We start from the raw sequence: 23,759 nt of genomic DNA on the forward strand, positions 1-23,759 counted from the left end.
CGGGAGGCGGATGCCTGCGAACATAAAGGAGGATGGCTTGCCTAGCGACCTACACTTGACGATCAGGGACATACTGTCGCGCGCTGACGCCGATGCCCCGGCGATCAGAGCACCCGACAAGGCGCCGCTAAGCTATGGGCAGTTGCTGCAGCATGCGGATGACGTCGCTTGCCGCCTTCGCGGCATGGGCATCGGACCGAATGACAGAGTGGCAATCGTACTTCCGAACGGTGCCGAGATGGCGGTGGCGTTTCTCGCTTCGACGCTGTGCGGCACGGCGGCGCCGCTCAATCCAGCCTATCGCAGGGAGGAGCTTGACTTCTACCTGAATGACCTCGATGCAAAGCTCATCATCGTGGACGCTGACGCATCCGGGCCGGCGATCGAGGCTGCTGTTGCCAGGGGAATGGCGGTCGTTCGCGTCACCTGCGGAACGCAAAAGACGGCTGGGCTCTTGGTATCCCCTGATCTCGATGCGGCGGTGCCGCAGACTGCCACGAGCAACATATCGCCGAAAAACACTGCCATGGTGCTGCACACCTCGGGCACCACGTCGCGGCCGAAGATCGTGCCGTTGTCGCATCGCAACCTCACCTCATCGGCCAACCATATCGCCGTCTCGCTGGCGTTGCGGCGCGACGACGTCTGCTTGAATATCATGCCCCTCTTCCATATCCACGGGCTGGTCGCGGCGGTCCTTGCATCCTTGCACGCCGGAGCCTCAGTGGTCTGCACCCCGGGCTTCAACGCGCTACGCTTCATGGCGTTGCTGAAAGGCGAGAGCCCTACATGGTACACTGCGGTACCGACAATGCATCAGGCGATCACCGAGCGGGCAGCGCGCCAACCGGACGAGGCCATGAAGAACCGCCTCCGCTTTGTTCGCTCGAGTTCGGCCTCCCTGCCGCCCTCGGTTCTGGCGGAGATCGAGAAGACTTTCGGCTGCACCGTGGTCGAAGCCTACGGAATGACCGAGGCGGCGCATCAAATGACGTCCAATCCACTGACAAAGGCAGAGCGCCGGCCAGGAACGGTTGGACGGGCGGCCGGCCCGATGGTGCGTGTCGCCGACGCATTCGGCAATTTCCTTCCGCCCAGCACCGAGGGCGAGATCGTCATCTGCGGACCCAATGTTACCAGCGGCTATGAGAACAATCCCGGCGCCGATGCCACCGCGTTCTTCGAGGACGGCGATGCGAAGACGCGATGGTTTCGCACCGGTGATCTCGGCCGCTTCGATCAAGAAGGTTATCTGACCGTTACCGGCCGCATTAAAGAATTGATCAACCGGGGGGGTGAAAAAGTCGCCCCGCGCGAGGTCGACGAAGTGCTGCTGCTGGCAAGCGGCGTGGCCCAGGCCGTCACCTTCGGCTATCCGCATCCAAAGCTTGGCGAAGAGGTGGCTGCAGCCGTCGTGCTTTCGCCGGGCAGCGGCGCCACAGCCGAGGGCATACGTGCTTTCGCCGCGGAGCGGCTTACGGCATTCAAAGTGCCCCGCAAGATATTCATCGTCGATGAGATTCCGAAGGGTGCAACAGGAAAGATTCAGCGCATTGGTCTTGCTGCGCTGTTGGGCATTAGCCGAACAGAAGGGCATGCATGAAGATCTGTATATACGGAGCCGGCGCGATTGGTGGATATCTCGGGGCCGCACTTGCCGAGGCGGGCTGCGAAGTCAGCCTGATCGCGCGCGGTGCGCACATGGAAGCCATCCGAAGAGATGGGCTTCGCATGGTCCAAGGCGAGCAGGAGTCGGTCCATCGTCTCATCTGTACCGACCGGCCACAAGACCTGGCTGCACAGGACTATGTGATTGTCGCGCTCAAGGCTCATCAAGTGCCAGCGGCCGCCCAATCGATCGCTACACTCCTGGCGCCGGAAGGCAGCGTGGTCACCGCAGTGAATGGCCTGCCATGGTGGTACTTTTTCAAGGCCGGAAACGAATTCGAGGGCAGGTGGCTCGAAAGCGTCGATCCAGGCGGTGTGCAATGGCGCACGATCGGGCCTGAGCGGGTGATCGGCTGCGTCGTCTATCCAGCCTGCGAGATCACCTATCCTGGCGTCGTGACGCTGATGGAGGGGGACCGGTTTTCCTTGGGCGAGCCATCCGGAGAGGCGACGCCGCGCGTATCAGCGCTCTCCGATGCGATGCGCAAGGGTGGCCTGAAAGCGCCGATCCGGGCACGCATTCGCGACGAGATCTGGATAAAACTATGGGGCAACCTGAGCTTCAATCCAATCTCGGCGCTGACACTGGCGACACTCGAAACGATCTGCCGTGATCCCGGGACACGGGATGTGGTGCGATCAATGATGCTGGAGGCGCAACGCATCGCCGAGCATTTAGGTGTCAAGTTCCCGATTGATGTCGATCGCCGTATTGCGGGCGCGCAGGCCGTAGGCAAGCATAAGACTTCAATGTTGCAGGATCTGGAGCGCGGCCGCCCCATGGAGATTGAGGCGCTCGCCGGCTCCGTGCAGGAACTGGGACTTATGACGGGTATGAAAACACCGTCAATCGATCTTGTGCTTGCGCTGCTTCGTCTGAGGGCCAAAACACTGGCTGAAACGAACGCACCGCACTAACAGGTGGACCGCGCCTCGCCCAGTGTAAAATAGATTGGATGGAACCGACGTGACGCACTGGATTCGTTATTCTGCGGGAACAAGTTCAGGCTTCGGCATCCTTGCTGACGATACCATTCATGTCCATGAGGGCGACATGTTCGGAGCATGCGAGCCAACCGGTGCCTTGCTTCCGCTCGTGTCGGTCCAAGTGGACATGCCATGCGTGCCAAGCAAGATGATCGCACTGTGGAACAATTCCCGTACCGTCGCGGCCACGCAGGGTCTTGAAATCCCCAAAGACCCGATGTTCTTCATCAAGCCGGCAAATTCATATGCCGGTCAGAATTCGGTTGTCGAGCATTCAGCGGTTGTCGGGCGCATTCTCTTCGAGGGGGAACTGGGCATCATCATCGGCAGGCGGTGCCTTAATGCATCGATCGAAGAGGCTGAGGCGGCGATCTTTGGCTATACCTGCGTCAACGACCTGACCGCGCACGCATTTCTCCAAGCGGAATCTGGTTTTACCCACTGGACGCGCGCCAAGGGGCTGGACGGGTTCGCGCCATTCGGCCCGGTCATAGCGACTGACGTCGACCCGGCCGGACTGACTATCCGTACGCGCGTCAACGGGCGGGAACGCCAGTCATATTCGACATCGGACCTGATTTTCCAGCCGGCCAGGTTGATCAGTTTGATCTCGCGCGGATTGACCCTGCTCCCGGGCGATCTGATCGCCTGCGGCACATCGGCGGGCGTCGGCCCACTGCCGAAAGAGGGCGTCGTGGAAGTCGAGATTGACGGCATCGGGATACTCACGACGCAATGCCGCCCAGTGTAATAATCCCGCGGCGACCGGTGGTGCGACATCGCAGCCTCTGGAAATGACGACCAAACAGGGCAGGGCTGTCTTCTAACCTGCTTCCTGCCTGTTTCACTCATGGCCGAAACGTCCATGCCTTAGACGACGATGGAGTAGCTGAATGCCCGAAACACCAGGCCAATCCGCGATGCTTACCAGGAACATTCCTTCGAGCGGTGAGCCGCTGCCGGTCGTGGGATGCGGCACCTGGCAGACGTTCGATAGCGGCACATCCCCGACTGAACTCGAGGCACCGAGGCAGGTTCTCGAGCGTTTGTTCGCGGCTGGCGGTTCAGTCATTGACACGTCACCCATGTATGGTCGGGCCGAACAGGTCGCCGGCGAGGTCCTGGCCAGTTTGGCGCCCGGTTCCCCAAGATTCCTCGCAACCAAGGTCTGGACGACGGGTCGGCGGGCAGGCATCAAGCAGATGGAGCATTCCTTCAGGTTGCTGAAGTCCGACGTGATCGATCTGATGCAAATTCACAACCTCGTCGACTGGAGGACCCACCTTCCCGTCCTCAAAGAGTGGAAGGCCGCAGGGCGTCTCAGGTACATTGGCGTGACGCACTACACGGATAGCGCCCACGGGGATCTCGAAGCCGTCCTTCGGTCGGAGACGTTCGATTTTGTGCAGCTGAATTACTCGCTGCTTGATCGTGCGGCGGAGCGGCGGCTATTACCCGCGGCCCAGGACCTCGGCGTCGCCGTTCTTGTCAACCGGCCCTTGGGTGAAGGCACACTGATACGTCGCCTCAGCGACAGACCGCTTCCTGAGGTCGCCAGGGAGCTTGGCTGCGGAAGCTGGTCAGAGCTGGCACTGAAGTACATCGTGGCCCATCCTGCGGTGACATGCATTATCCCCGCCACGTCAGATCCCGAACACATGAAAAGCAACGCGCGGGCCGGGTTCGGAGACGTGGCAACGGATGAGCAGCGCCGCCGCATCTCGCAAGCACTGTAGGCTTCTCGACGTCGTTGAGTTCGGCAGCGCTCCAGGCCAGTTCGGCAGATTTGTTTTACACTGTGCAACGGTGGAACGGACGGCGCTTGCGCAGCTGATCGCAACCAAATGGGCGACCCTTGGCCGCGCTGCCCGTGTCGTCCTCCAAGCCGGCCGGCATCCGCATAGCCAAACCTGCCATCGGGCGGATACGCTTCGCGCACCATCGGCGCATCAAGCGCCGAGTCGGCCGAGGCTCTGCTTCAAATCGACGGCCACTGCCTCCCACCATCCTGTCTGGCATCGAAAATTCACATGATGCGCGAGCGACAGGCGAGGTACGCCTTCAATGCGAATCCGTCCCTGGCCGAGAACCCCGCCGCCTGATTGACCTCGCAGCGGCCACTCGGCGTCCCTGTTCAGCCTTGCAACAAACCCGCAACAGGCCGCGAGGACTGCTCGATCGGCCAATCCCTTGGGTTGCCGGGCGACGGCCCGCTCGACAAAGTTGGCGATGTTCAAGCGTCCGTTCGCCGACCGCCGGATCTTGCTCCGGCACGCCGCAGTAGGCGGCTCACCTCGAGCGGCTGGTCCATCATCGACGTATAAGGGTTGAACTCAGCCGATGACCATGGCGTCGCCAGATTGCGTAGGATGAGATCGGCGCCGCTGAAGTCCTCGTGAGAGGTAAACAGGCTGGCTGTGATGACCGTGCGCATGCCGACCGCACGAGCAGCCATAAGTCCGTTCCTGGAATCCTCGATGCAAAGACACTCGCAACCCTCTACGCCAAGGTCCGATAGCACCAGCCGATAGACTTCAGGATCGGGTTTTTTGGCGCGCACATCCTCGCCGGTACGGATGCTGGAAAACAGGTCCAAGGACCTTGGGCCGAGCGTCTGATGAAGGAGCGACACCACATTCGCCCTACTGGTGGTCGTTCCGATCGCGAGCATCAGCCCCTCCTGCGTGGCATGCTCAATCAGCTCCACCACGCCAGGCCTCAGGCTGATCAGACCCTCTTTGATCTTGAGGTTATAGATTTCTGTCTTTCGTGCGTGCAGAAGATCTGGGTCGACATTTTGCCCCGCCATCTGCGCATACGAAACAATGCGCTCTCGCCCACCCGTGGTGCCGAGCAACTCGGTGTACAGACTATGGTCCCAGACCCAATTAAGCCCGTGCTCGGCAAAAGTCTGGTTGAAAGACTGACGGTGTAGCTCCTCGGTCTCCGCGAGCGTGCCGTCAACGTCGAAGACAAGCGCTCGAATAGCCATTGCACAGCCTTTTCTTACCTCAGGAAAACCGATTCCAGCTGGTCGAGCACGTCGATAACGCAGTCAGCGCCGAGAGCTTCGGCCGCCAGTTCGGTATACCCGCCGCGCACTATGATGCAGCGCATGCCCGCGGCCCTGGCGGCTCCGACGTCGGCCATGCTATCTCCCACCATAACCGCCTGAGCGCTGCTGCAACCGCACGCGTGACAGGCAGCCAGAAGCATATCGGGAGCAGGTTTTTTCGGATGGCCGGCATCGCCGCCGATGACGACATCGAGCTCATTCGACAGGCCGAAGTGCGCCAGGACAATGCGTGAGAAGCCTCCCGGCTTGTTGGTGACGACGCCGGTCCGCATCCCAGCCTTGCGACCCGCGGTCAGCGCCCTGTCTGCTCCGGGGCGCAGGGAGGTCAGCCGGGTGAGGTGGCGGCCATAGATTTCATTCATCCTCTCGCGGCTTGCGCTCTGATCTTCCAGGCCAAGCGCGACTGAATGCGCCGCGAAGGCTCGTTCGATGAGTTTCTCGACCCCATGGCCGATCATGCCACGCACTGCCTCAAGTGAGTGCGGCTCCAGGCCGTATTGCGCCATCAGTTCATTGACGGCGGCGGCCATATCAGGGGCCGAATCGACAAGCGTTCCATCAAGGTCGAAGAAGACCGCCCGCAGGGGCAGGTCCGCGAATGCTTGGCTCGCCTTCATGGCGCCCGTCTCACGAAGCCGCATCGGCTGATTGGCGAATGGCCGCGATGTTGGCCCCGTATGCCGCGGACGTCCCGCCTTTGAAGATGGCCGAGCCCGCAACAAACACATTGGCACCGGCGGATGCTAGGAGGGGTGCGGTCTGCGAAGTCACCCCGCCGTCGATTTCGATATCGATCGGTCGATCACCGATCATCGCCTTCACGCGCTTTACCTTCTCGACCACCGACGCAATGAAGGCCTGGCCGCCGAACCCTGGATTGACCGTCATCAGGAGGACGAGATCCAGACGATCCAGCACGTATTCGATAACGTTCTCCGGCGTCGAGGGATTGATCGAAACGCCGGCTTTCTTGCCAAGGTCGCGGATGGCCTGGAGCGATCGGTCGAGGTGCAGTCCAGCTTCTGCGTGGACCGTTATGATGTCGCAACCTGCATCGGCGAAGGCGGCGAGATAGGGATCAGCTGGCGTGATCATCAAGTGACAGTCGAACACCTTGTCTGTTCGGTTCCGGATTGCCTTGATCACGGCAGGACCGAAGGTAATGTTGGGCACGAAGTGGCCGTCCATAACATCGAGGTGGATCCAGTCCGCACCTGCTGCGGCGACGGCCTCGACTTCTTCGCCAAGACGCGAGAAGTCGGCCGAGAGGACCGATGGGGCAATGATCGTCTGCTTCACTTGGTGGGACCTTCCGCGGCTGTTGGCGTCAAGAACACTCGGCTGGCCCTGATGTCGTCGGCACGGATGGTCGACATCTCCTGCACGGTGACGGGGCCGACCGAGGTTTCGAAAAGACGATTGGCGTGACGCAGCCGGGCGCGGTCCAACGCATTGCGGATCGAGCGTGCATTGGCGAAGTGGGGCTGCGTGCGCCTCATGCGAATGTAGGCGGCCATCATCTGCGTCGCTTCATCGTCGAGCACATAATTCTGCTTGGCCAGCATCGTCTCGGCAATGGAAAGCAGCTCTGCGTCCTCATAGTCCGGGAAGTCGATGTGGTGTGCAATGCGCGATCGAAATCCCGGGTTGGACTGATAGAAGCGCTCCATCCGGTCCCCATAGCCGGCGAGGATGACGACGAGGTCGTCCCGCTGGTTCTCCATCACCTGCAGGAGGATTTCGATGGCTTCCTGGCCATAGTCGCGCTCGTTGTCGGGACGGTAGAGATAGTAGGCTTCGTCGATGAACAACACGCCCCCCATCGCCTTCTTCAGCACCTCCTTCGTCTTCGGCGCGGTATGGCCGATATACTGGCCGACGAGATCGTCGCGCGTTACCGAGACGAGATGGCCCTTGCGCACGTACCCAAGCCGATGGAGCAGATTTGCCATCCTGAGCGCCACCGTCGTCTTGCCGGTGCCTGGATTGCCGGTAAAGCTCATATGCAACGTCGGCGTATGGGTCGACAGGCCCAGGCGGCTGCGCGCGCGCTCGACCAGCAAGAGCGCCGCCGTCTCGCGGATCCGCTGCTTGACCGGCTTGAGACCGGTCAGATCGCGATCAAGCTCCGCCAGGATCTCAGCCACCCCCGATTCACGGAAGTCGGCGGCCAGGTCCACGCTCGGCGTTGCCGTTTCGAATGTCTGCACGGCAGTCATGGATACGTCTCCAGGGCGTTAAAGTGCAGCCTTCATCGAATAGCGTTGGACACGGCTGTCCGTCTCGGTGCGGGTGAGGACGAACCTGGGCTCGACCTTCGGCCGATTGACGATGAAGGACAGCATCACGGTCTCGAAACCACGCGAGGAATCGAAGGCGTTGAGGCGGATATAGCTGTCCGATTGGGCAACGCGGCAGGCGCGTATCTCCATCATAACGCCAGCCGCATCCTTGAGGTCGAACATTGGGTTGCCCCACATCTCCCAGAATATGTTCCGGGGATGCGGGTCGTCAGTGTATTCAACACCGATCGACCATTCGTTGCGCAGGCAATATTCGACCTGCGCGGAAATCTGTTCGTCCGAGAGGTCCGGCAGAAAGGAAAAAGTTCCCTGTGTGATGCGCATTGATCAAGCTCCTTAAACGGCGACGGCGGGGGTGGGGACAAAGTCCGACGTGTCGGTGGACTGATAGTTGAAACTGATGTTGCCCCACACATCGAGGGCCGCTTCGAGGGGTTTGCACCATCTGGCGGCCGCGCGCAGGATTTCGGGGCCTTCAGCGGCAATGTCGCGGCCCTCATTGCGGGCAAGCACCATGGCTTCCAGCGCAACGCGGTTTGCGGTTGCGCCCGCCTGGATACCCATCGGATGACCGATCGTGCCACCGCCGAACTGCAGCACGACGTCGTCGCCGAACAAGTCAAGCAGTTGATGCATCTGCCCGGCATGGATGCCGCCAGAGGCAACCGGCATGACTTTCAACGTGTCGGCCCAGTCCTGCTCGAAGAAGATGCCGCGCGGAAGGTCCACCTCGTTTTTCAGTTCGCGGCAGACATTGTAGTAACCCTGGACCGTCATGGGATCGCCTTCGAGCTTGCCGACGGCCGTGCCGGCATGGATGTGATCGACGCCGGCAAGTCGCATCCACTTGGCGATGACGCGAAACGAGATGCCGTGGTTCTTCTGGCGGGTGTAAGTCCCATGTCCAGCGCGATGCAGATGCAGGATCATGTCGTTACGCCGGCACCATTCCGAGATCGACTGAATTGCCGTGTAGCCGATGATCAGGTCGATCATCACGATGCATGAGCCCAGTTCCTTGGCGAACTCGGCGCGCCGGTAGATCTCTTCCATCGTGCCGGCCGTGATGTTGAGGTAGTGGCCCTTGATCTCGCCGGTTTCGGCGGCTGCGCGATTGACGGCCTCCATGCAGTAGAGGAACCGGTCACGCCAGTGCATGAAGGGTTGCGAGTTGATGTTCTCGTCGTCCTTCATGAAGTCGAGGCCACCCTTCAGACCCTCGTAGACCACGCGGCCGTAATTCTTGCCTGAGAGCCCGAGTTTCGGCTTGGTGGTGGCCCCCAGCAGCGGCCGGCCGAACTTGTCCAGCCGCTCGCGTTCGACCACGATGCCGGTCGGCGGTCCCTTGAAGGTCTTCACATAGGCGACGGGCAACCGCATGTCTTCCAGCCGCGCCGCCATGAGCGGCTTGAACGAAAACACGTTGCCGATGATGGAGGCCGTCAGGTTGGCGATCGAGCCCGGCTCGAACAGGATCAGGTCGTAGGCGACGTAGCAGAAATATTCGCCCGGCCGCCCCGGTACCGGATCGACCCGATAGGCCTTTGCCCGGTACTGGTCGGCCGCCGTCAGCCTGTCGGTCCAGACCACCGTCCAGGTTGCGGTCGAGGATTCGCCGGCAACGGCGGCCGCGGCCTCGATCGGATCGACGCCGTCCTGGGGCGTGATGCGAAAAAGCGCGATCAGATCGGTGTCCTTGGGCACGTAGTCGCCGTTCCAGTACCCCATCTGCGCGTATTTGAGCACGCCAGCGCGATAGCGTTCCTTGCCCCTCAGTTCGGTCGGTTGCGCGGTCATCATCCAGATCCTTCCATCAAAAATTGGTGCTTCAGGCAGCCCTGCTGGCCGCCACTTGTGTGTCGAGCAGGCCCGTTGCGTAACGCCTGGCCATCTCGTCCAAGGGCATCACCTTGATCCGGCTGGCATTGCCCGCGCAGCCAAAGGCCTCGAAACGTTCGCGGCACAGGTCGCGCATGGCATCCATGGCAGGCTTGAGGAATTTGCGAGGGTCAAACTCGGCGCGATTGCTGACCGCGACCTTGCGGAATTGGGCGGCCATGGCCATGCGACAATCGGTGTCGATGTTGATCTTGCGCACGCCGTGGCGGATGCCGCGCACGATCTCTTCCACCGGCACGCCGAAGGTCTGCGGCATCTCTCCACCATAGCTGTTGATGATGTCCTGCAGTTCTTGCGGTACGGAGGAAGAGCCGTGCATCACCAGATGCGTGTTTGGCAGTTTCTGGTGGATGGCCTCGATGACATGCATGGCGAGGATGTCGCCGTCAGGGCGGCGCGAAAACTTGTAGGCGCCGTGGCTTGTGCCACAGGCGATCGCCAACGCGTCGACCTTCGTCTGCATGACGAAATCGACCGCTTGCTCGGGATCCGTCAACAATTGGTCGTGGGAAAGCGCGCCCTCCGCGCCATGCCCGTCTTCGGCCTCGCCATGGCCACTTTCCAGCGACCCAAGCACACCGAGCTCGCCTTCCACCGAGGCGCCGACCGCATGCGCCATCTCGGCAACACTTGCCGTCATCTCAACGTTGTAGTCATAGCTCGCCGGCGTCTTGCCGTCGGCCAGGAGCGAGCCGTCCATCATGACCGAGGTGAAGCCGTGGCGGATCGCGGTCAGGCAGGTGGCCTCGTTGTTGCCGTGGTCCTGATGGACGCAAAGGGGAATGTCGGGATAGATCTCCGCCAGGGCATCCATCATCTTCGAGAGCATGATGTCATGGGCGTATGCGCGGGCGCCGCGCGAGGCCTGGATGATAACCGGCGCGTCGCAGGCCTTTGCCGCCTSCATGATGGCGAGMCCYTGCTCCATATTGTTGATGTTGAAGGCYGGAACGCCATAGTCACGTTCAGCGGCATGGTCGAGCAGCTGTCGAAGTGTAATCTTGGCCATTTTAGACGGTCTCCGAATTTTCGACTCTTTTGCGCAGCACTTCGATGCCGGGTAAGTGGCAACCTTCCAGCCATTCCAGGAAGGCGCCGCCGGCGGTCGAAAGGTAGGTGATCTGGTCGGCGACGCCCGCCATCGACAGTGCGGCCGCCGTGTCGCCGCCGCCCGCGATGGTGGCGAGTTGTCCGGCCTTTGACAGTGCAGCTGCATGGCGCGCCACCGCGAAGGTGGCGTCTCCAAATGGCCGCATCTCGAAGGCCCCCAGCGGGCCATTCCACAACAGGGTGCGGCAGGCGTTCAGGACCTCCTTGATCTCGGCGACTGTCCTGGGGCCAACGTCGAGCGCCATTGCCTCGTCAGGGACAGCTGCCACGGGGACAGTTGTGGCCAGAGCCTCTGCCTCGAACATCCTGGCAACGGTCACGTCGCTGGGCAGAAGGATACGGCAACCGTTGGCGGCGGCGGCCTCCATGATATCGCGAGCGATCGAAACACACTCCGGCTCGTGGATTGACCGCCCCACCCGATATCCGCTTGCAGCCAGAAATGTGTTGCCCATGCCGCCACCGATGATCAGGTGGTCCATCCTGCCGATCAGGTGCTTCAGCACCCGTATCTTCGACGAGACCTTGGCACCCCCTACCAGGGCGGCCACCGGCCTTCTCGGCGCGTCGAGGGCGGCAGTCAGTGCGGCGACTTCGGCGAGCAGGGACGGCCCGGCGTAGGCGGGCATGATTTGCGCGATTGCGTGGGTCGAAGCATGCGCCCGATGAGCGCAGGAAAAGGCGTCGTTGACAAAGAGATCGCCGTTGACCGAGAGCCGCAATGCAAAATTGCGACTGTTGGCCTCCTCACCCTTGTGAAAACGAAGGTTTTCGAGCAGGAGAACCTTGCCGTCGTGATGATGCCTGGCAGCCTTCTCCGCAGTGGAACCGACACAATCTGGGACGAACACAACTTCGCGGCCGACTTCGCTGGACAGGGTGGCTGTTACCGGCCTCACTGAATAGATGGGATTGGCATCACCGTCGGGTCTGCCAAGATGCGTCATGACGACAACCTTGGCACCTCGCGCCAGGAGATCCCTGACAGTCGGAGCAAAACGCACGATCCTGGTGGCATCGGCGACGATGCCATTCTTGAGGGGTACGTTGAGGTCGGCGCGAACGAGAACGGTCTTGCCGGCAACGTCAGCGGAGCGGATATCGGGGAGGGGTCTCAAAGCACGCCCCCAACAGCGACCGCGGTGTCGGCCATGCGGTTGGAAAAGCCCCACTCATTGTCGTACCAGGACAGCACCGAAACGAAGTTGCCGTCCATGACCTTGGTCTGGTCGAGCGCCATGATCGAGGAGCGCGGATCATGGTTGAAGTCGATCGAGACGTTCGGATGATGGGTGACGCCGAGAATGCCCTTGAGCTTGCCATTCGACGCGGCGATCACCGCTTCGTTGATTTCCTGGACCGTGGTGGCGCGCTTGGCGATGAACTTGAAGTCGACGACCGAGACGTTCGGGGTCGGTACGCGGATCGAGATGCCGTCGAGCTTGCCCTTGAGGTCGGGAAGCACAAGGCCGATCGCCTTGGCGGCACCGGTCGAGGTCGGAATCTGCGACAGGGCGGCAGCGCGGGCGCGGTAGAGATCCTTGTGCATGGTGTCCAGCGTCGGCTGGTCGCCCGTGTAGGAGTGGATCGTCGTCATCATGCCCTTTTCGATGCCGACAGTCTCGTGCAGCACGGCAGCCAGCGGCGCCAGGCAGTTGGTGGTGCAGGACGCATTCGAAATGACGATGTGGTCCTTGGTCAGCTTGTCGTGGTTGATGCCGTAGACGACGGTCAGGTCAGCACCTTCGGCGGGCGCCGAAACGACGACGCGCTTGGCGCCGGCGATCAGGTGCGCTGCCGCCTTGTCGCGGGCGGTGAAGATGCCGGTACATTCGAGCGCGATGTCGACGCCGAGTTCCTTCCACGGCAGCTGCGTCGGATCCTTGATCGCGGTGACCTTGAACTTTTCCTTGCCGACGGTGATCTGGTCGCCGGACACCGACACCTCATGCGGGAAGCGGCCGTGCACGCTGTCGTAGCGCAGCAGGTGCGCATTGGTCTCGACCGGGCCGAGATCGTTGACGGCGACGACGTCGATGTCCTTGCGGCCGGATTCATGGATGGCGCGCAGGATGTTGCGGCCAATGCGGCCGAATCCGTTGATGGCAACTCTGACGGTCAAGGCTTCAATCCTTCTGAACAACTGCACAAGCGGCATCGGCAATCGCCTCGGCGGTGATACCGAAATGCCTGTAAAGCTCCGCGGCCGGTGCGCTGGCGCCAAAGCCGGTCATTCCGATGAAGGCGCCACCTTCGCCAATCCAGCGGTCCCAACCAAGGCGCGCGGCCGCCTCGACGGCTATGCGCGGAGCTGTTCCGAGAACCTCGGCGCGATAGGCTTCGTCTTGTTCTTCAAAGAGTTCCCAGCAGGGCATGGAGACCAGGGCAACCCGTATATGATGGCGCTCCAGAAGCAGGTCGGCGGCCGCGCGGGCGATTTCCACTTCCGAACCGGTGGCGATCAGCGTCAAGTCACGCCGGCCGACGGGCTTGCGCATAAGGTAAGCCCCTTGGGCCGAGCGACTGGCTTCGGGAGCCTTCGTGCGGAGCATCGGCAGGTTCTGTCTCGACAGCACCAGCACGCTCGGCCGGTGCTTTGACCTCAGCGCCAGCTCCCAGCACTCAGCTGTCTCGATTATGTCGGCCGGACGAAAGACATTGAGATTTGGCGTGGCGCGCAGCATCGCCAAATGTTCGACAGGCTGGTGCGTGGGCCCATCTTCGCCAAGTCCGATGGAATCATGGGTCATCACATAGATGACGCGCTGGCCCATCAGCGCCGAGAGCCGCATTGCGCCGCGCGCATAATCGGCAAAGCACAGGAACGTCCCGCCATAAGGGACAAGCCCGCCATGCAGGGCCATCCCGTTCATAGCCGCCGCCATGGCGTGCTCGCGGATGCCATAGTGGATGTATCGTCCGGAAAAGTCGCCCGGTGAGACGCGAGCCATGCCCTTGGTGATGGTCAAGTTGGAATGAGTGAGATCCGCCGATCCACCGACAGTCTGTTCCGTCGCCTCGTTGATCACAGCGAGAGCCAGTTCCGAGGCCTTGCGGGTTGCGACGTTGGTCGCATTTTCGAAGTGTTGCTGGCGAAATGTCGACAGTGCCTCGAAGACGCCCACGGGAAGGTCGCCAGCCACGGCACTTTCGAATTCCTGGCGGCGCGGCGAAGCGGCAAGTCTCGCCTCCCACGCCGCGCGCGCGGTTCGGCCGCGTGCTGGCGCGGTGCGCCAGGCGCGCAAAACTTCGCCGGGGATCTCGAAGGGTGGATGATCCCAACCGAGGTTTGTTCGCGTCGCGGCGATTTCGGCCGCGCCGAGCGGCGCGCCATGGGTTTTTTCCGAGCCGCCCAGGTTCGGCGCGCCCTTTCCGATTGTGGTCCGGCATGCGATCAACGTCGGCCGATCCGACGTCCGCGCCTCTTCCAGCGCCGCCGCGATTGCATCCAGGTCGTGGCCATCGATCGAAAGAACGCTCCAGCCGGCGGCCCGGAACCGCATCGGTTGGTCCATCGATGTCGCCAACGAGGTCGGACCGTCAATCGAAATGCGATTGTCGTCCCAAAGCACGATCAATTTTGAAAGGCCAAGATGGCCGGCGAGGTCAATCGCCTCGTGGCTCATCCCCTCTTGCAGGCAGCCATCGCCGGCGATGGCATATGTGAAGTGGTCGACAAGGCCGGCACCAAACCGGGCGGCGAGCATGCGTTCGGCCAATGCCATGCCGACCGCTGTCGCAATGCCCTGACCAAGCGGACCTGTCGTGGTTTCAATGCCAAGGGCATGGCCGTATTCGGGATGCCCGGCGGTGCGGCTGCCAAGTTGCCGGAAGCGCTGCAGCTCCTCGATCGGCATGTCTTCGTAGCCCAGCAGATAGTGCAGCGCGTATTGCAACATGGAGCCATGGCCCGCCGACAAAACGAAACGGTCACGGTCGGGCCAGTCGGGACGCGACGGGTCGATTTGGAGGAAGCGATTGAACAGGATGGTGGCAACATCGGCCATGCCCATCGGCATGCCGGGATGGCCGGAGTTTGCCTTTTGAACCGCATCCATGGCGAGCGCCCTGATGGCGTTCGCCATCAGCTGCTCATCCGTCTTGGCAGGGGCGGGGCTCTCGATTGCGATCTGGTTCATCTTCGCTTCCTCAGTTGGCGCGGCGCTTGCGTTCGATCAGTTGCATGATCAGCGGTGTGAGGATCAGCTGCATGGCCAGGTCGAGCTTGTTGCCCGGCACGACGATCGAGTTGGCGCGCGACATGAACGAGTTGTGGATCATCGAAAGCAAGTAGGGGAAATCGATGCCGCGCGGGTTGGCGAAGCGGATGATCAGCATCGATTCGTCAGGTGTCGGGATCCAGCGAGCGACGAATGGATTGGATGTATCGACGATCGGCACGCGCTGGAAATTGATGTCGGTCTTTGAGAACTGCGGCACGATGTGGCGCACGTAATCGGGCATGCGCCGAAGGATCACGTCCACCACGGCTTCCGTCGAGTAGCCACGCGTGGAGCGGTCGCGGTGAATCTTCTGGATCCATTCAAGGTTGATGACCGGCACCACGCCAATCTTGAGGTCAGCGTGTTTGGCCAGATCCACCCTGTCGGTGACGGCACAACCATGCAGGCCCTCATAGAAGAGCAGGTCGCTCGGGGCGAACTCGCGCCACGGCGTGAATGTGCCGAGATCGCAGCCATAGAGGTCAGCCTCCGCCTCATCGTGAACATAGGTTCGCGTGCGGCCAGCACCCCTCAGCCCATACGCCTCGAAGACTTCCTGGAGCGCATCGAGTTCGTTGGCGTCCGCGTTGAAATGGGTGAAGTAGGGGTTGCCACCCTTCTCGTCCTCGGCAACCTTCACCTTCATCGCCGCGCGATCGTAGCGGTGGAATGCATCGCCCTCGATGAACGCCGCCTCGACGTTTTCGCGCCGGAAGATCTGCTCAAAGATGCGCTTGACCGAGGTGGTGCCGGCACCTGAGGAGCCGGTGATCGAAATGATGGGGTGCTTGGCCGACATCTTGTGCTTCCCTCATCAGGCCCGAAACAGGCCGCGGTTGCCAAACAGCGGTGACCGCTCGGCTATCGCGCTTGGCTCGGTATGGTAGCGGGCGACGCGCTCGACCTCCCTGGCGGAGCCGAAGACAAACGGGACGCGTTGGTGCAGGCCCGTCGGAACGATGTCGAGGATGCTGCAGAGCGCATTCGTCGCGCGTCCGCCGGCTTGCTCCACCAGCATCGCGATGGGATTGGCTTCATAGACGAGCCGCAGCCGGCCGCTTGCGTAGCCGGCACGGCTATCGCCGGGATAAAGAAAGACGCCGCCGCGCATCAGGATGCGATAGACATCGGCGACAAGCGAGGCGATCCAGCGCATGTTGAAGTTCTTGCCGCGGGGACCTTCCTCGCCCTTCAGGCAATCATCCACATAGAGCCGCACGGCTTCTTCCCAATGGCGATAGTTGGAAGCGTTGATGGCGAACTCCTGGGTGCGTTCGGCCACTGCCACGCTCTCATGGGTCTGGACGAAGGTGCCACGTTCAGGCGAGAAGACGAACGCGTGCGTGCCGAGGCCAAGCGTCAAAACGAGAACCAGCTGCGGTCCGTAGACGAAAAAGCCTGCCGCGAGCTGGCTGCTGCCTGGCTGAAGAAAAAAGGCGGCCGGGTCGATGCCGGGCGCGCCAGTCGCTGGGAGAAGCGAGAATATTGTGCCAATCGACACGTTGACGTCGATGTTGGACGAACCGTCCAAGGGGTCGATGGCTAGCGCGATGCGGCTCTCGGGGTCGAGTGCGACCGGTGCGACACGCTCTTCAGAGGCGACACACCGCACCGGAGCACGGCGCATGGCTTCCAGAAAAATATCATCGGCATAGATGTCCAGGTCCCTTTGGGTATCACCGTCCGCGTTGACCGTTCCGTTGGTCCCGCCAAAAGCGGACCCAAGCGTGCCAGAGCGGATGCCGTTGTTGATCGCGAGAGCCGCACCAGCCAGCGCCGCGACCGTTGCCAAGACGTCGCCATCATGCCCTTGCCGTTGGTGCGACGCCAGAAAGGCGTCGAGTGTCGGATTGCTCATTTTCCCCTCCCGATCTCGCGATAGGCCGCAGATCTGAAGACGGTTGGAACAGCCCGTCATGGATTAGTAAACTTTAATCTATTTACGACGGCGATAAGTTCTGCTTACTTCGATCGATGCGCAACATAACGCTCCGCCATCTTCGAATCATCTCGGCCATCCACACCGAGGGCAAAATCATCAACGCTGCCAAGGCCTTGGGACTAACCGGGCCGGCCGTGACGCTACAGCTCCAACAGGTTGAAGCAGAAGCGGGAATTCAGCTTTTCGAACGTGCTCCACATGGGATGCGTCCGACTGACGCAGGTTTTGCCTTCATCGAAGCGGCACACGCCATTGATGAGAGATTGGGGCTGCTCCAGGAGGAAATTGATGCCGTCAAGGGTCTCCGGAAGGGGCATTTGATCGTCGGCGCGGTCTCCACGGCGAAGTATTTCGCGCCTCAGATCATTGCTGGTTTCAAGAAGGAGTTCCCCGACATCGAACTGAAGCTGGTGATCGGCAACCGGGCCGAAACCATTGCGAAGCTGAAGGACCATGTCCTTGACATTGCACTGATGGGGCGACCGCCCCCGGATCTGCCGGTGGAGGCCAGAGTGTTCGGGGACCACCCCTTGATCATCGCGGCCGCCCCCGATCATCCCCTGGCACAGGCGCGCGACATAACCAAAGCCAGGATCGCGAAGGAGCATTTCATCGTGCGCGAACCGGGTTCGGGCACGCGCATGTCGTTCGAACGGTTTCTTGGCGACATCCCCGGGCGATTGGAGCAACCGGGAACGGAGATGGATTCCAACGAAACGATAAAGCAGGCCGTGATGGCCGGACTGGGCGTTGCCTTCATCTCCGCCCACACCATAGCCTTCGAGGTCCAGGGCGGACGGCTGTCGGTGCTCGATGTCGTCGGTATGCCAATTCGCCGCCAATGGTTTTCGGTGGTGCGCAGCGACCGCGTCGTGACGCCAGCCATCGGTGCGTTCTGCGCCTTCCTGGCGCGTAAGGGAGCCGCTTTCCTGCCGATCTCTGGTAAGCTCTATCCCGAGATCCGCTGAGACCTGCGGCGGCGCCAACCTGTCCATGGTTCAAAAAGCAGCAGCTGTTCAGGGCAATTGAAGCCGTCGCGCCGTTTTGCTAACAAGGTGCGCAAAATGGAAACCTAGTTGTATGGATGAGCCGGGCACCGTCGTCATCGTCTCGCGGCAGGGCAGCGACTGGACATGGCCGCTTCACGTGCTGGCCGAGCGCTACGCATACCGTGTTGTTCTGGCGCACTCCTTTTCTGAAGCCCTGACCACGATGGCCACCATCCACGTCGATCTGGCCATAGCGGAGGATCATGCGGGGGAAGATGCCGGTCTCACCTTCCTTACCGGCCTTCGGGTGTCTCATCCCGACATCACCCGCATCTATGTGACGTCGAATTCGGACTGCATCTCGGAGCCGGCATTGTCCCAGGCGGCAATCTACCAGTTTCTGCTGAAGCCCGTTGATGCTTCGCAATTGGGCCTGCTTGTCGAAAGAGCATTGGAGACCCGCGAACTTGCACGCCGCCATCGCATCCTGTCTCGGGAGTTCAAGATCTCGGGCGACGGACTGATCTTCGGTGAGCGCAAGAATGCCGCCTTCAGAGCGGAGAGCCAGCGTTTCGAAAAACTCGTCTATGTCAGCGCGAAAATGGCTGAATTGTGCGATCTGGCCCGGCAAGCGGCCAAGACCGAGCTGCCGATTCTCATCGAAGGCGAGACGGGCACCGGCAAGGAACTGCTGGCCAGGGCCATCCATTACAACTCAATGCGCCGGGCAAGTCCTCTGCTGGTCCAGAACTGCGGAGGCGTGCCGGACGAATTGCTGCAATCGGAATTGTTTGGACACAAGCGCGGATCCTTTACCGGAGCTATTTCGGACCGGCTGGGTCTGTTTCGCGCCGCCGACGGCGGGACGGTTTTCCTGGATGAGATTTCCGAAGTGTCGCCGTCCTTTCAGGTCAGCTTGTTGCGATTTCTCCAGGAGGGCGAGGTCAAGCCTCTTGGCTCCGACAGGGTCACACACTGTAATGTTCGCATCATCGTGGCATCCAACCGGCGCCTGAAAAATCTGGTCGCGCGTGGCGAGTTCCGGCAGGATCTCTATTTCCGGCTGAAAGGCTTTGAGTTCGAAGTCCCTTCCCTGAGAGAACGCCCCGAAGACATTGGACCCCTGGCGGAGTTCTTTGCGGCAAAACATGCCGATGCCATTGGCCGCAAGATTCTGGGAATCACGGCCAACACCATCGAAAAGCTTTCAAGCGGCGAATTTCCAGGCAATGTCCGGGAACTGGAAAATGAAATCCGCCGCATGGTGGCTCTCGCCAAGGATGGCGAATATCTGACGACACGCAACATGTCAGCGACGCTCCTTGCTGCGTCGCCCCGGCGCAGTTCGGAAGCCGTTGCCTTCCTCCCGGAGGGCGTGACGTTGAAGGACCAGGTGGAAAGCCTCGAAAAGCAGATCGTCAGCAGGGCACTTGTTCGCAATCACTGGAACCAAAGCCGCACGGCAAACGAACTCGGGCTGTCGCGGGTTGGTCTGGCAAACAAGATCAAACGCTACAGCTTGAACGAACACGGCCAGCAACACCAATGACGGCGAAGCCGTAGCGACAGGCTCCTGCCGTTGGCAATCGGTGATGCTGGATGTTGCGACGCAGGCTTGGCGGCAGTTGGCTGCGAGCCGGGGTGACAAATCGGTCATGTCCGCCCTATGCTCAAGCTTCGAGCGCGGACGTTTAGGAGAGCGCCATGAGCCAAGCCGACGAACCCTCATCATCGCCGCAACCAGACATAATTCCTTTTCCCCAGTCCCGGGTTCTGCCTTCAAGCCGACACAAGCCGATCAAATATCTGGGGCAGGGGGCAATGGCAAAAGCGATCGGCGCGCCTGAACGGCAGGCGACGGGCCACTGGTGCAGTCGCTGCCAAGGCATCTGGTATGGCTATCTGCTCGAAGTCACATGTCCCGCCTGCGGCAATCGTCACGGATAGAAAACAGGTTGTGACGTCCTTGGCGTCGTTCACAATCTAGTTTCCAACAGCAAAGTTAGTTTGCAGCCTGGGACCCGTGCCAATTTGGCGGCCAGATCCGCGCAAGACACGCCAACATACTGATAACAAACGAATTCCTGACCATCGCTTCCGGCTGGCACGGCGCTTGCATCACACTAATCGGAGGCGTGCATACGGCAATGCTTCGTTACAGGCTGTGGAGGAGATAATGGCCAATCTTTTGTGGCTCCAGGGTGGAGCATGCTCCGGCAACACGATGTCGTTTCTCAATGCCGAGGAACCGAGCGCGTGTGATCTGGTTACCGACTTTGGCATTAATGTGCTGTGGCATCCTTCGCTCGGGCTCGAGCTTGGCGAGAACCTGCAAAAGATGCTGAAGGCGCTGACCGCCGGCACGCTGGCGCTCGATATTTTCGTGTTCGAAGGCACCGTGGTGAATGCCCCCAACGGAACAGGCGAATGGAACCGCTTTGCGGGTCGTCCCATGCGCGACTGGGTAAGGGACCTGTGCAAGGTCGCCAATTTTGTCGTCGCCGTCGGCGACTGCGCGACGTGGGGCGGCATCCCCGCGACCGCGCCAAACCCGTCCGAAAGCGAAGGCCTGCAATTCCTCAAGCGCGGCCACGGCGGCTTCCTGGGCAAGGATTTCAAATCCAAGGCCGGCCTGCCAGTGATCAACATTCCAGGGTGTCCGGCTCACCCCGACTGGATCACGCAAATCGTGGTCGCCGTGGCGACCGGCCGTGGAGGGGATCTCACGCTGGACGAGTTCCAGCGTCCGAAGACCTTTTTTACGTCCTTCACGCAGACCGGCTGCACCCGCAACATGCACTTCGCCTACAAGGTTTCGGCGACCGAGTTTGGTCAGCGCAAAGGCTGCCTGTTCTACGACCTGGGCTGCCGCGGGCCGATGACGCATTCGCCGTGCAACCGCATTTTGTGGAACCGCCAATCGTCCAAGACGCGAGCGGGCATGCCGTGCATGGGCTGCACGGAGCCCGAATTCCCGTTCTTCGATCTGGCTCCGGGAACTGTGTTCAAGACGCAGACCGTCATGGGTGTCCCAAAGGACATGCCGAGCGGGGTCGACAAGACCGGTTACATCAAGCTGACGGCCGCGGCCAAGGCTGCTTCGCCGCGCTGGGCTGAAGAAGACATCTTCGTCGTCTGAAGTCACCGATTGCTAGAATCCAATTTTCCAGGGAGGTCCGGAAGACCATGTCAGCTGCTGTTCAAACACTTGATATTTCTCCTGTCGGCCGTGTCGAGGGCGATCTCGACGTGCGCGTCGACATCCAAAATGGCGTTGTCGTCAACGCCTGGACGCAAGCCGAACTGTTCCGCGGGTTCGAGATTATCCTGCGCGACAAGGATCCGCAGGCGGGGCTGGTCGTCACGCCGCGCGCTTGCGGTATTTGCGGCGCCTCGCACCTGACCTGCGCGGCCTGGGCGCTCGATACCGCCTGGAAAGCCGAGGTTCCCCGCAACGCCATCCTTGCGCGCAATCTCGGGCAGATCGTCGAAAGCCTGCAGAGCTTGCCAAGACACCATTACGGCCTGTTCATGATCGACTACACGCACAAGAACTATTCGCATTCGAAATACTATGAGGAGGCGGTCAAGCGCTGGTCGCCATACACCGGCACCAACTATGAACTTGGCGTGACGATCTCTGGACGACCCGTTGAAATCTATGCCCTGCTGGGGGGCCAGTGGCCGCATTCCAGCTACATGGTGCCTGGCGGCGTGATGTGTGCGCCCACGCTTACTGACGTAACCCGGGCCTGGTCCATCCTCGAGCATTTCCGCCGCAACTGGATGGAGCCGGTTTGGCTGGGCTGCTCCTTCGAACGCTACGAGCAAATTCGTTCCTATGACGATTTCATGGCCTGGCTTGACGAGCGCCCCGAGCACGCGAACTCGGATCTGGGCATGTTTTGGCGCATGAGCGTGGACGTCGGTGTCGACAAGTATGGCAAAGGTCATGGGAAATACGTTTCGTGGGGCTACTTGCCGCATGAGGACAAGTACAATCGGCCGACGATCGAAAACCGCAACGCCTCGCTGCTGATGAAAAGCGGTGTCTATGACGGGGCGGCCGATACCCACAAGCTGATGGACCAGGTCCACACTAGAGAGGACGTCTTGCATGCCTGGTACGACGAGCCGAGCGGAAAGCATCCGTTCGATCGCACGACAAAGGCCGTCGGCAAGAATCCCGTCGAATACGATAATCAATACTCATGGTCGACCGCGGTGCGCCACGACAATAACGGTCGGCTCGAAGCTGGACCCTTGGCCCGCCAGCTTATCGCAGGTGGTAGCCACGGAGAAAGCTGGCAGCATCACGACCCGCTTGTTCTTGACATGTACAAGAAACTTGGCGGGGCCAGTGTCATGCTGCGTCACTTCGCCCGCATGCACGAGGGCGTTAAGCTCTATCGTCAGGCCGAGCATGCACTGCGCGAGTTTCGCCTCAATGACCCGTGGTACGTCAAGCCGACGGAGAAGGACGGCCGCGGCTGGGGAGCCACCGAAGCCATCCGCGGTGCGCTTTGTCATTGGATCGAGGTGCAAAACGGCAAGATCAAGAACTACCAGATCATCGCGCCGACCACTTGGAATGTCGGGCCAAGATCGGACGGTGGCGAGCTTGGCCCGATCGAGCAGGCGCTGATCGGCACGCCGATCGCGGATCCAAGTGATCCCGTCGAGGTCGGCCATGTCTGCCGCTCGTATGATTCCTGTCTTGTCTGTACCGTGCACGCCCATGATGCCAGCACCGGGACAGAACTCGCACGCTTCCGCACGGCTTGATTCGACGCGACGCGTCGAGCGCGCTCAGCCTCGATCGTCCGGCCGCGCGCCGGACGATCGGATCTGCTGCACACGAACCCGGGAGCGCAGGCAATGAATAGCGAGCAACAGCATGCTTTGCTGCGCAAGATGGCGCAATTGATGCAAGGCGGGCTAAAGACGCAGACCGAACCTTTTCCCGAAACGGAAAAGGAGTTTGCCGCGATTTTGACCGAACTGCGGCAGTTGAAGGCCGACGACATCGAGGGCAAGATGGTCATCAGCGGCTTCGTGGATCAACCCTACGGCCCTGACAAGCAGCGCTGCATGGAATGCATGTATTACCTCGTCCACCGAGAATGGTGCGACCTGCCGGAACTGGCCGTGCCGGTCGATGCCGATTGGTGGTGCAGGCTTTGGCGCATCTAGGCCCTTGCAACGACGTTGGGCCCGCGCGGTAGGAGGAGCCGGTGGCGAACGAAACCAACGACGAGAATGTGGCGGGCCAAATCCGCTCTTTGCTTGCTGGCGGCTTGAAGACTGAAGTTTTTCCACGTGCCGACGACCAGGACAGCGTGGCCGAAATCCTTGGCCGTTTGCGCGAGGCTGGCGGCGACATTTCGGCTGGACTGGTGATTGCGGGCTTCACCCTCCAGCCCGTGGAGCACGGCGGCATCGAGCAGGCCTGCGAGACCTGCATGTACTATCTGGTCCACCGGCGCTTCTGCGAGCTTCCCGAACTCGCCGTTCCCGTTGAACCGCAGTGGTCCTGCCGTCTCTGGCGCATATGAGTGCACT

Annotated in this window: 23 protein-coding genes and 1 pseudogene; 12 read left to right on the top strand and 12 right to left on the bottom strand. The window is 61.1% G+C overall.

The annotated features are described in order from the left end of the window. The first annotated feature begins 10 nt into the window (after positions 1-10). From AC1DXN_RS26155 to AC1DXN_RS26175, 5 genes and pseudogenes are all read left to right on the top strand, one after another. Entirely contained in the window at positions 11-1,603 is a 1,593-nt protein-coding gene (locus AC1DXN_RS26155; RefSeq protein ID WP_477277803.1) for an acyl--CoA ligase, read from the top strand. Then, positions 1,600-2,586, top strand: a complete 987-nt coding sequence (locus AC1DXN_RS26160) for a 2-dehydropantoate 2-reductase (protein WP_477277804.1) — start codon at positions 1,600-1,602, stop codon at positions 2,584-2,586. Before AC1DXN_RS26155 ends, AC1DXN_RS26160 begins: the two co-directional genes overlap by 4 nt. Before the next feature lie 49 nt (positions 2,587-2,635). Further along, the gene (locus AC1DXN_RS26165; protein ID WP_477277806.1) at positions 2,636-3,406 is read left to right on the top strand and encodes a fumarylacetoacetate hydrolase family protein; all 771 of its coding nucleotides are present in this window, start codon (positions 2,636-2,638) and stop codon (positions 3,404-3,406) included. A gap of 142 nt (positions 3,407-3,548) precedes the next feature. After that, positions 3,549-4,391, top strand: coding sequence for an aldo/keto reductase (locus AC1DXN_RS26170; protein WP_245951618.1), 843 nt, complete (start codon positions 3,549-3,551; stop codon positions 4,389-4,391). 146 nt (positions 4,392-4,537) lie between these two features. After that, a pseudogene (locus AC1DXN_RS26175) lies at positions 4,538-4,757 on the top strand (IS6 family transposase); the annotation flags it as partial. 131 nt (positions 4,758-4,888) lie between these two features. Here the strand turns inward: AC1DXN_RS26175 and AC1DXN_RS26180 are convergent. The 12 genes from AC1DXN_RS26180 to AC1DXN_RS26235 are packed head-to-tail and all read right to left on the bottom strand — an operon-like array spanning position 4,889 to position 17,124. Continuing rightward, positions 4,889-5,647, bottom strand: coding sequence for an HAD-IA family hydrolase (locus AC1DXN_RS26180; RefSeq protein WP_477277808.1), 759 nt, complete (start codon positions 5,645-5,647; stop codon positions 4,889-4,891). Between the two features lie 14 nt (positions 5,648-5,661). Next, positions 5,662-6,348, bottom strand: a complete 687-nt coding sequence (gph, locus tag AC1DXN_RS26185) for a phosphoglycolate phosphatase (protein WP_477277810.1) — start codon at positions 6,346-6,348, stop codon at positions 5,662-5,664. 10 nt (positions 6,349-6,358) lie between these two features. Next, positions 6,359-7,030 carry a ribulose-phosphate 3-epimerase gene (gene rpe / locus AC1DXN_RS26190; protein WP_477277812.1) on the bottom strand — a complete coding sequence of 224 codons (672 nt, stop codon included), beginning with the start codon at positions 7,028-7,030 and terminating at the stop codon, positions 6,359-6,361. After that, a complete protein-coding gene (gene cbbX / locus AC1DXN_RS26195; RefSeq protein WP_109659000.1) occupies positions 7,027-7,950 on the bottom strand; it encodes a CbbX protein in 924 nt (307 codons plus the stop codon). The genes rpe and cbbX overlap by 4 nt, the downstream gene beginning before the upstream one ends. Before the next feature lie 18 nt (positions 7,951-7,968). Continuing rightward, a complete protein-coding gene (locus tag AC1DXN_RS26200) occupies positions 7,969-8,358 on the bottom strand; it encodes a ribulose bisphosphate carboxylase small subunit (RefSeq protein ID WP_109659002.1) in 390 nt (129 codons plus the stop codon). 12 nt (positions 8,359-8,370) lie between these two features. After that, positions 8,371-9,834 carry a form I ribulose bisphosphate carboxylase large subunit gene (locus AC1DXN_RS26205; protein ID WP_210266357.1) on the bottom strand — a complete coding sequence of 488 codons (1,464 nt, stop codon included), beginning with the start codon at positions 9,832-9,834 and terminating at the stop codon, positions 8,371-8,373. Between the two features lie 28 nt (positions 9,835-9,862). After that, positions 9,863-10,942: a class II fructose-bisphosphate aldolase gene (fba, locus tag AC1DXN_RS26210; RefSeq protein WP_477421721.1), complete on the bottom strand. Its 1,080-nt coding sequence runs from the start codon at positions 10,940-10,942 to the stop codon at positions 9,863-9,865. Position 10,943: 1 nt separating this feature from the next. Next, the gene (locus tag AC1DXN_RS26215) at positions 10,944-12,161 is read right to left on the bottom strand and encodes a phosphoglycerate kinase (RefSeq protein WP_477278193.1); all 1,218 of its coding nucleotides are present in this window, start codon (positions 12,159-12,161) and stop codon (positions 10,944-10,946) included. Beyond that, positions 12,158-13,165 carry a type I glyceraldehyde-3-phosphate dehydrogenase gene (gap, locus tag AC1DXN_RS26220; protein WP_477278195.1) on the bottom strand — a complete coding sequence of 336 codons (1,008 nt, stop codon included), beginning with the start codon at positions 13,163-13,165 and terminating at the stop codon, positions 12,158-12,160. The genes AC1DXN_RS26215 and gap overlap by 4 nt, the downstream gene beginning before the upstream one ends. Positions 13,166-13,169: 4 nt before the next feature. Continuing rightward, positions 13,170-15,182 carry a transketolase gene (tkt, locus tag AC1DXN_RS26225; protein ID WP_477278197.1) on the bottom strand — a complete coding sequence of 671 codons (2,013 nt, stop codon included), beginning with the start codon at positions 15,180-15,182 and terminating at the stop codon, positions 13,170-13,172. A gap of 10 nt (positions 15,183-15,192) precedes the next feature. Continuing rightward, entirely contained in the window at positions 15,193-16,065 is an 873-nt protein-coding gene (locus tag AC1DXN_RS26230) for a phosphoribulokinase (protein ID WP_477278199.1), read from the bottom strand. A gap of 15 nt (positions 16,066-16,080) precedes the next feature. Beyond that, on the bottom strand, positions 16,081-17,124 hold the full coding sequence (locus tag AC1DXN_RS26235) for a class 1 fructose-bisphosphatase (RefSeq protein WP_477278201.1): 1,044 nt from the start codon (positions 17,122-17,124) through the stop codon (positions 16,081-16,083). A gap of 116 nt (positions 17,125-17,240) precedes the next feature. Here AC1DXN_RS26235 and AC1DXN_RS26240 point away from each other — a divergent pair, with 116 nt between their 5' ends. The 7 genes from AC1DXN_RS26240 (at position 17,241) to AC1DXN_RS26270 (ending at position 23,752) form a co-directional block, all read left to right on the top strand. Beyond that, a complete protein-coding gene (locus tag AC1DXN_RS26240) occupies positions 17,241-18,176 on the top strand; it encodes a LysR substrate-binding domain-containing protein (protein WP_477278203.1) in 936 nt (311 codons plus the stop codon). Between the two features lie 178 nt (positions 18,177-18,354). Further along, the gene (locus AC1DXN_RS26245; protein WP_246707332.1) at positions 18,355-19,746 is read left to right on the top strand and encodes a sigma-54 dependent transcriptional regulator; all 1,392 of its coding nucleotides are present in this window, start codon (positions 18,355-18,357) and stop codon (positions 19,744-19,746) included. Between the two features lie 155 nt (positions 19,747-19,901). Next, a complete protein-coding gene (locus AC1DXN_RS26250; RefSeq protein WP_477278205.1) occupies positions 19,902-20,144 on the top strand; it encodes a hypothetical protein in 243 nt (80 codons plus the stop codon). Between the two features lie 76 nt (positions 20,145-20,220). Continuing rightward, positions 20,221-21,336: an NADH-quinone oxidoreductase subunit B family protein gene (locus AC1DXN_RS26255; RefSeq protein WP_477278207.1), complete on the top strand. Its 1,116-nt coding sequence runs from the start codon at positions 20,221-20,223 to the stop codon at positions 21,334-21,336. A 47-nt stretch (positions 21,337-21,383) separates the two neighbouring features. Beyond that, positions 21,384-22,982 carry a nickel-dependent hydrogenase large subunit gene (locus AC1DXN_RS26260; protein WP_109659020.1) on the top strand — a complete coding sequence of 533 codons (1,599 nt, stop codon included), beginning with the start codon at positions 21,384-21,386 and terminating at the stop codon, positions 22,980-22,982. A 93-nt stretch (positions 22,983-23,075) separates the two neighbouring features. Then, positions 23,076-23,390 carry a hypothetical protein gene (locus tag AC1DXN_RS26265; RefSeq protein ID WP_013896579.1) on the top strand — a complete coding sequence of 105 codons (315 nt, stop codon included), beginning with the start codon at positions 23,076-23,078 and terminating at the stop codon, positions 23,388-23,390. Between the two features lie 41 nt (positions 23,391-23,431). Beyond that, the gene (locus AC1DXN_RS26270) at positions 23,432-23,752 is read left to right on the top strand and encodes a hypothetical protein (RefSeq protein WP_109659022.1); all 321 of its coding nucleotides are present in this window, start codon (positions 23,432-23,434) and stop codon (positions 23,750-23,752) included. Positions 23,753-23,759 lie beyond the last annotated feature (7 nt).

It is taken from the genome of Mesorhizobium sp. P2_H9, from assembly GCF_056403215.1.

Bases quoted from the DNA above. Each gene is read 5' to 3' on its own strand.
- AC1DXN_RS26155 (WP_477277803.1), top strand. From the start codon at position 11: ATGCCTGCGAACATAAAGGAGGATGGCTTGCCTAGCGACCTACACTTG.
- AC1DXN_RS26160 (WP_477277804.1), top strand. From the start codon at position 1,600: ATGAAGATCTGTATATACGGAGCCGGCGCGATTGGTGGATATCTCGGG.
- AC1DXN_RS26170 (WP_245951618.1), top strand. From the start codon at position 3,549: ATGCCCGAAACACCAGGCCAATCCGCGATGCTTACCAGGAACATTCCT.
- AC1DXN_RS26180 (WP_477277808.1), bottom strand. From the start codon at position 5,647: ATGGCTATTCGAGCGCTTGTCTTCGACGTTGACGGCACGCTCGCGGAG.
- gph (WP_477277810.1), bottom strand. From the start codon at position 6,348: ATGAAGGCGAGCCAAGCATTCGCGGACCTGCCCCTGCGGGCGGTCTTC.
- cbbX (WP_109659000.1), bottom strand. From the start codon at position 7,950: ATGACTGCCGTGCAGACATTCGAAACGGCAACGCCGAGCGTGGACCTG.
- AC1DXN_RS26200 (WP_109659002.1), bottom strand. From the start codon at position 8,358: ATGCGCATCACACAGGGAACTTTTTCCTTTCTGCCGGACCTCTCGGAC.
- AC1DXN_RS26205 (WP_210266357.1), bottom strand. From the start codon at position 9,834: ATGATGACCGCGCAACCGACCGAACTGAGGGGCAAGGAACGCTATCGC.
- tkt (WP_477278197.1), bottom strand. From the start codon at position 15,182: ATGAACCAGATCGCAATCGAGAGCCCCGCCCCTGCCAAGACGGATGAG.
- AC1DXN_RS26230 (WP_477278199.1), bottom strand. From the start codon at position 16,065: ATGTCGGCCAAGCACCCCATCATTTCGATCACCGGCTCCTCAGGTGCC.
- AC1DXN_RS26235 (WP_477278201.1), bottom strand. From the start codon at position 17,124: ATGAGCAATCCGACACTCGACGCCTTTCTGGCGTCGCACCAACGGCAA.
- AC1DXN_RS26240 (WP_477278203.1), top strand. From the start codon at position 17,241: ATGCGCAACATAACGCTCCGCCATCTTCGAATCATCTCGGCCATCCAC.
- AC1DXN_RS26250 (WP_477278205.1), top strand. From the start codon at position 19,902: ATGAGCCAAGCCGACGAACCCTCATCATCGCCGCAACCAGACATAATT.
- AC1DXN_RS26260 (WP_109659020.1), top strand. From the start codon at position 21,384: ATGTCAGCTGCTGTTCAAACACTTGATATTTCTCCTGTCGGCCGTGTC.
- AC1DXN_RS26265 (WP_013896579.1), top strand. From the start codon at position 23,076: ATGAATAGCGAGCAACAGCATGCTTTGCTGCGCAAGATGGCGCAATTG.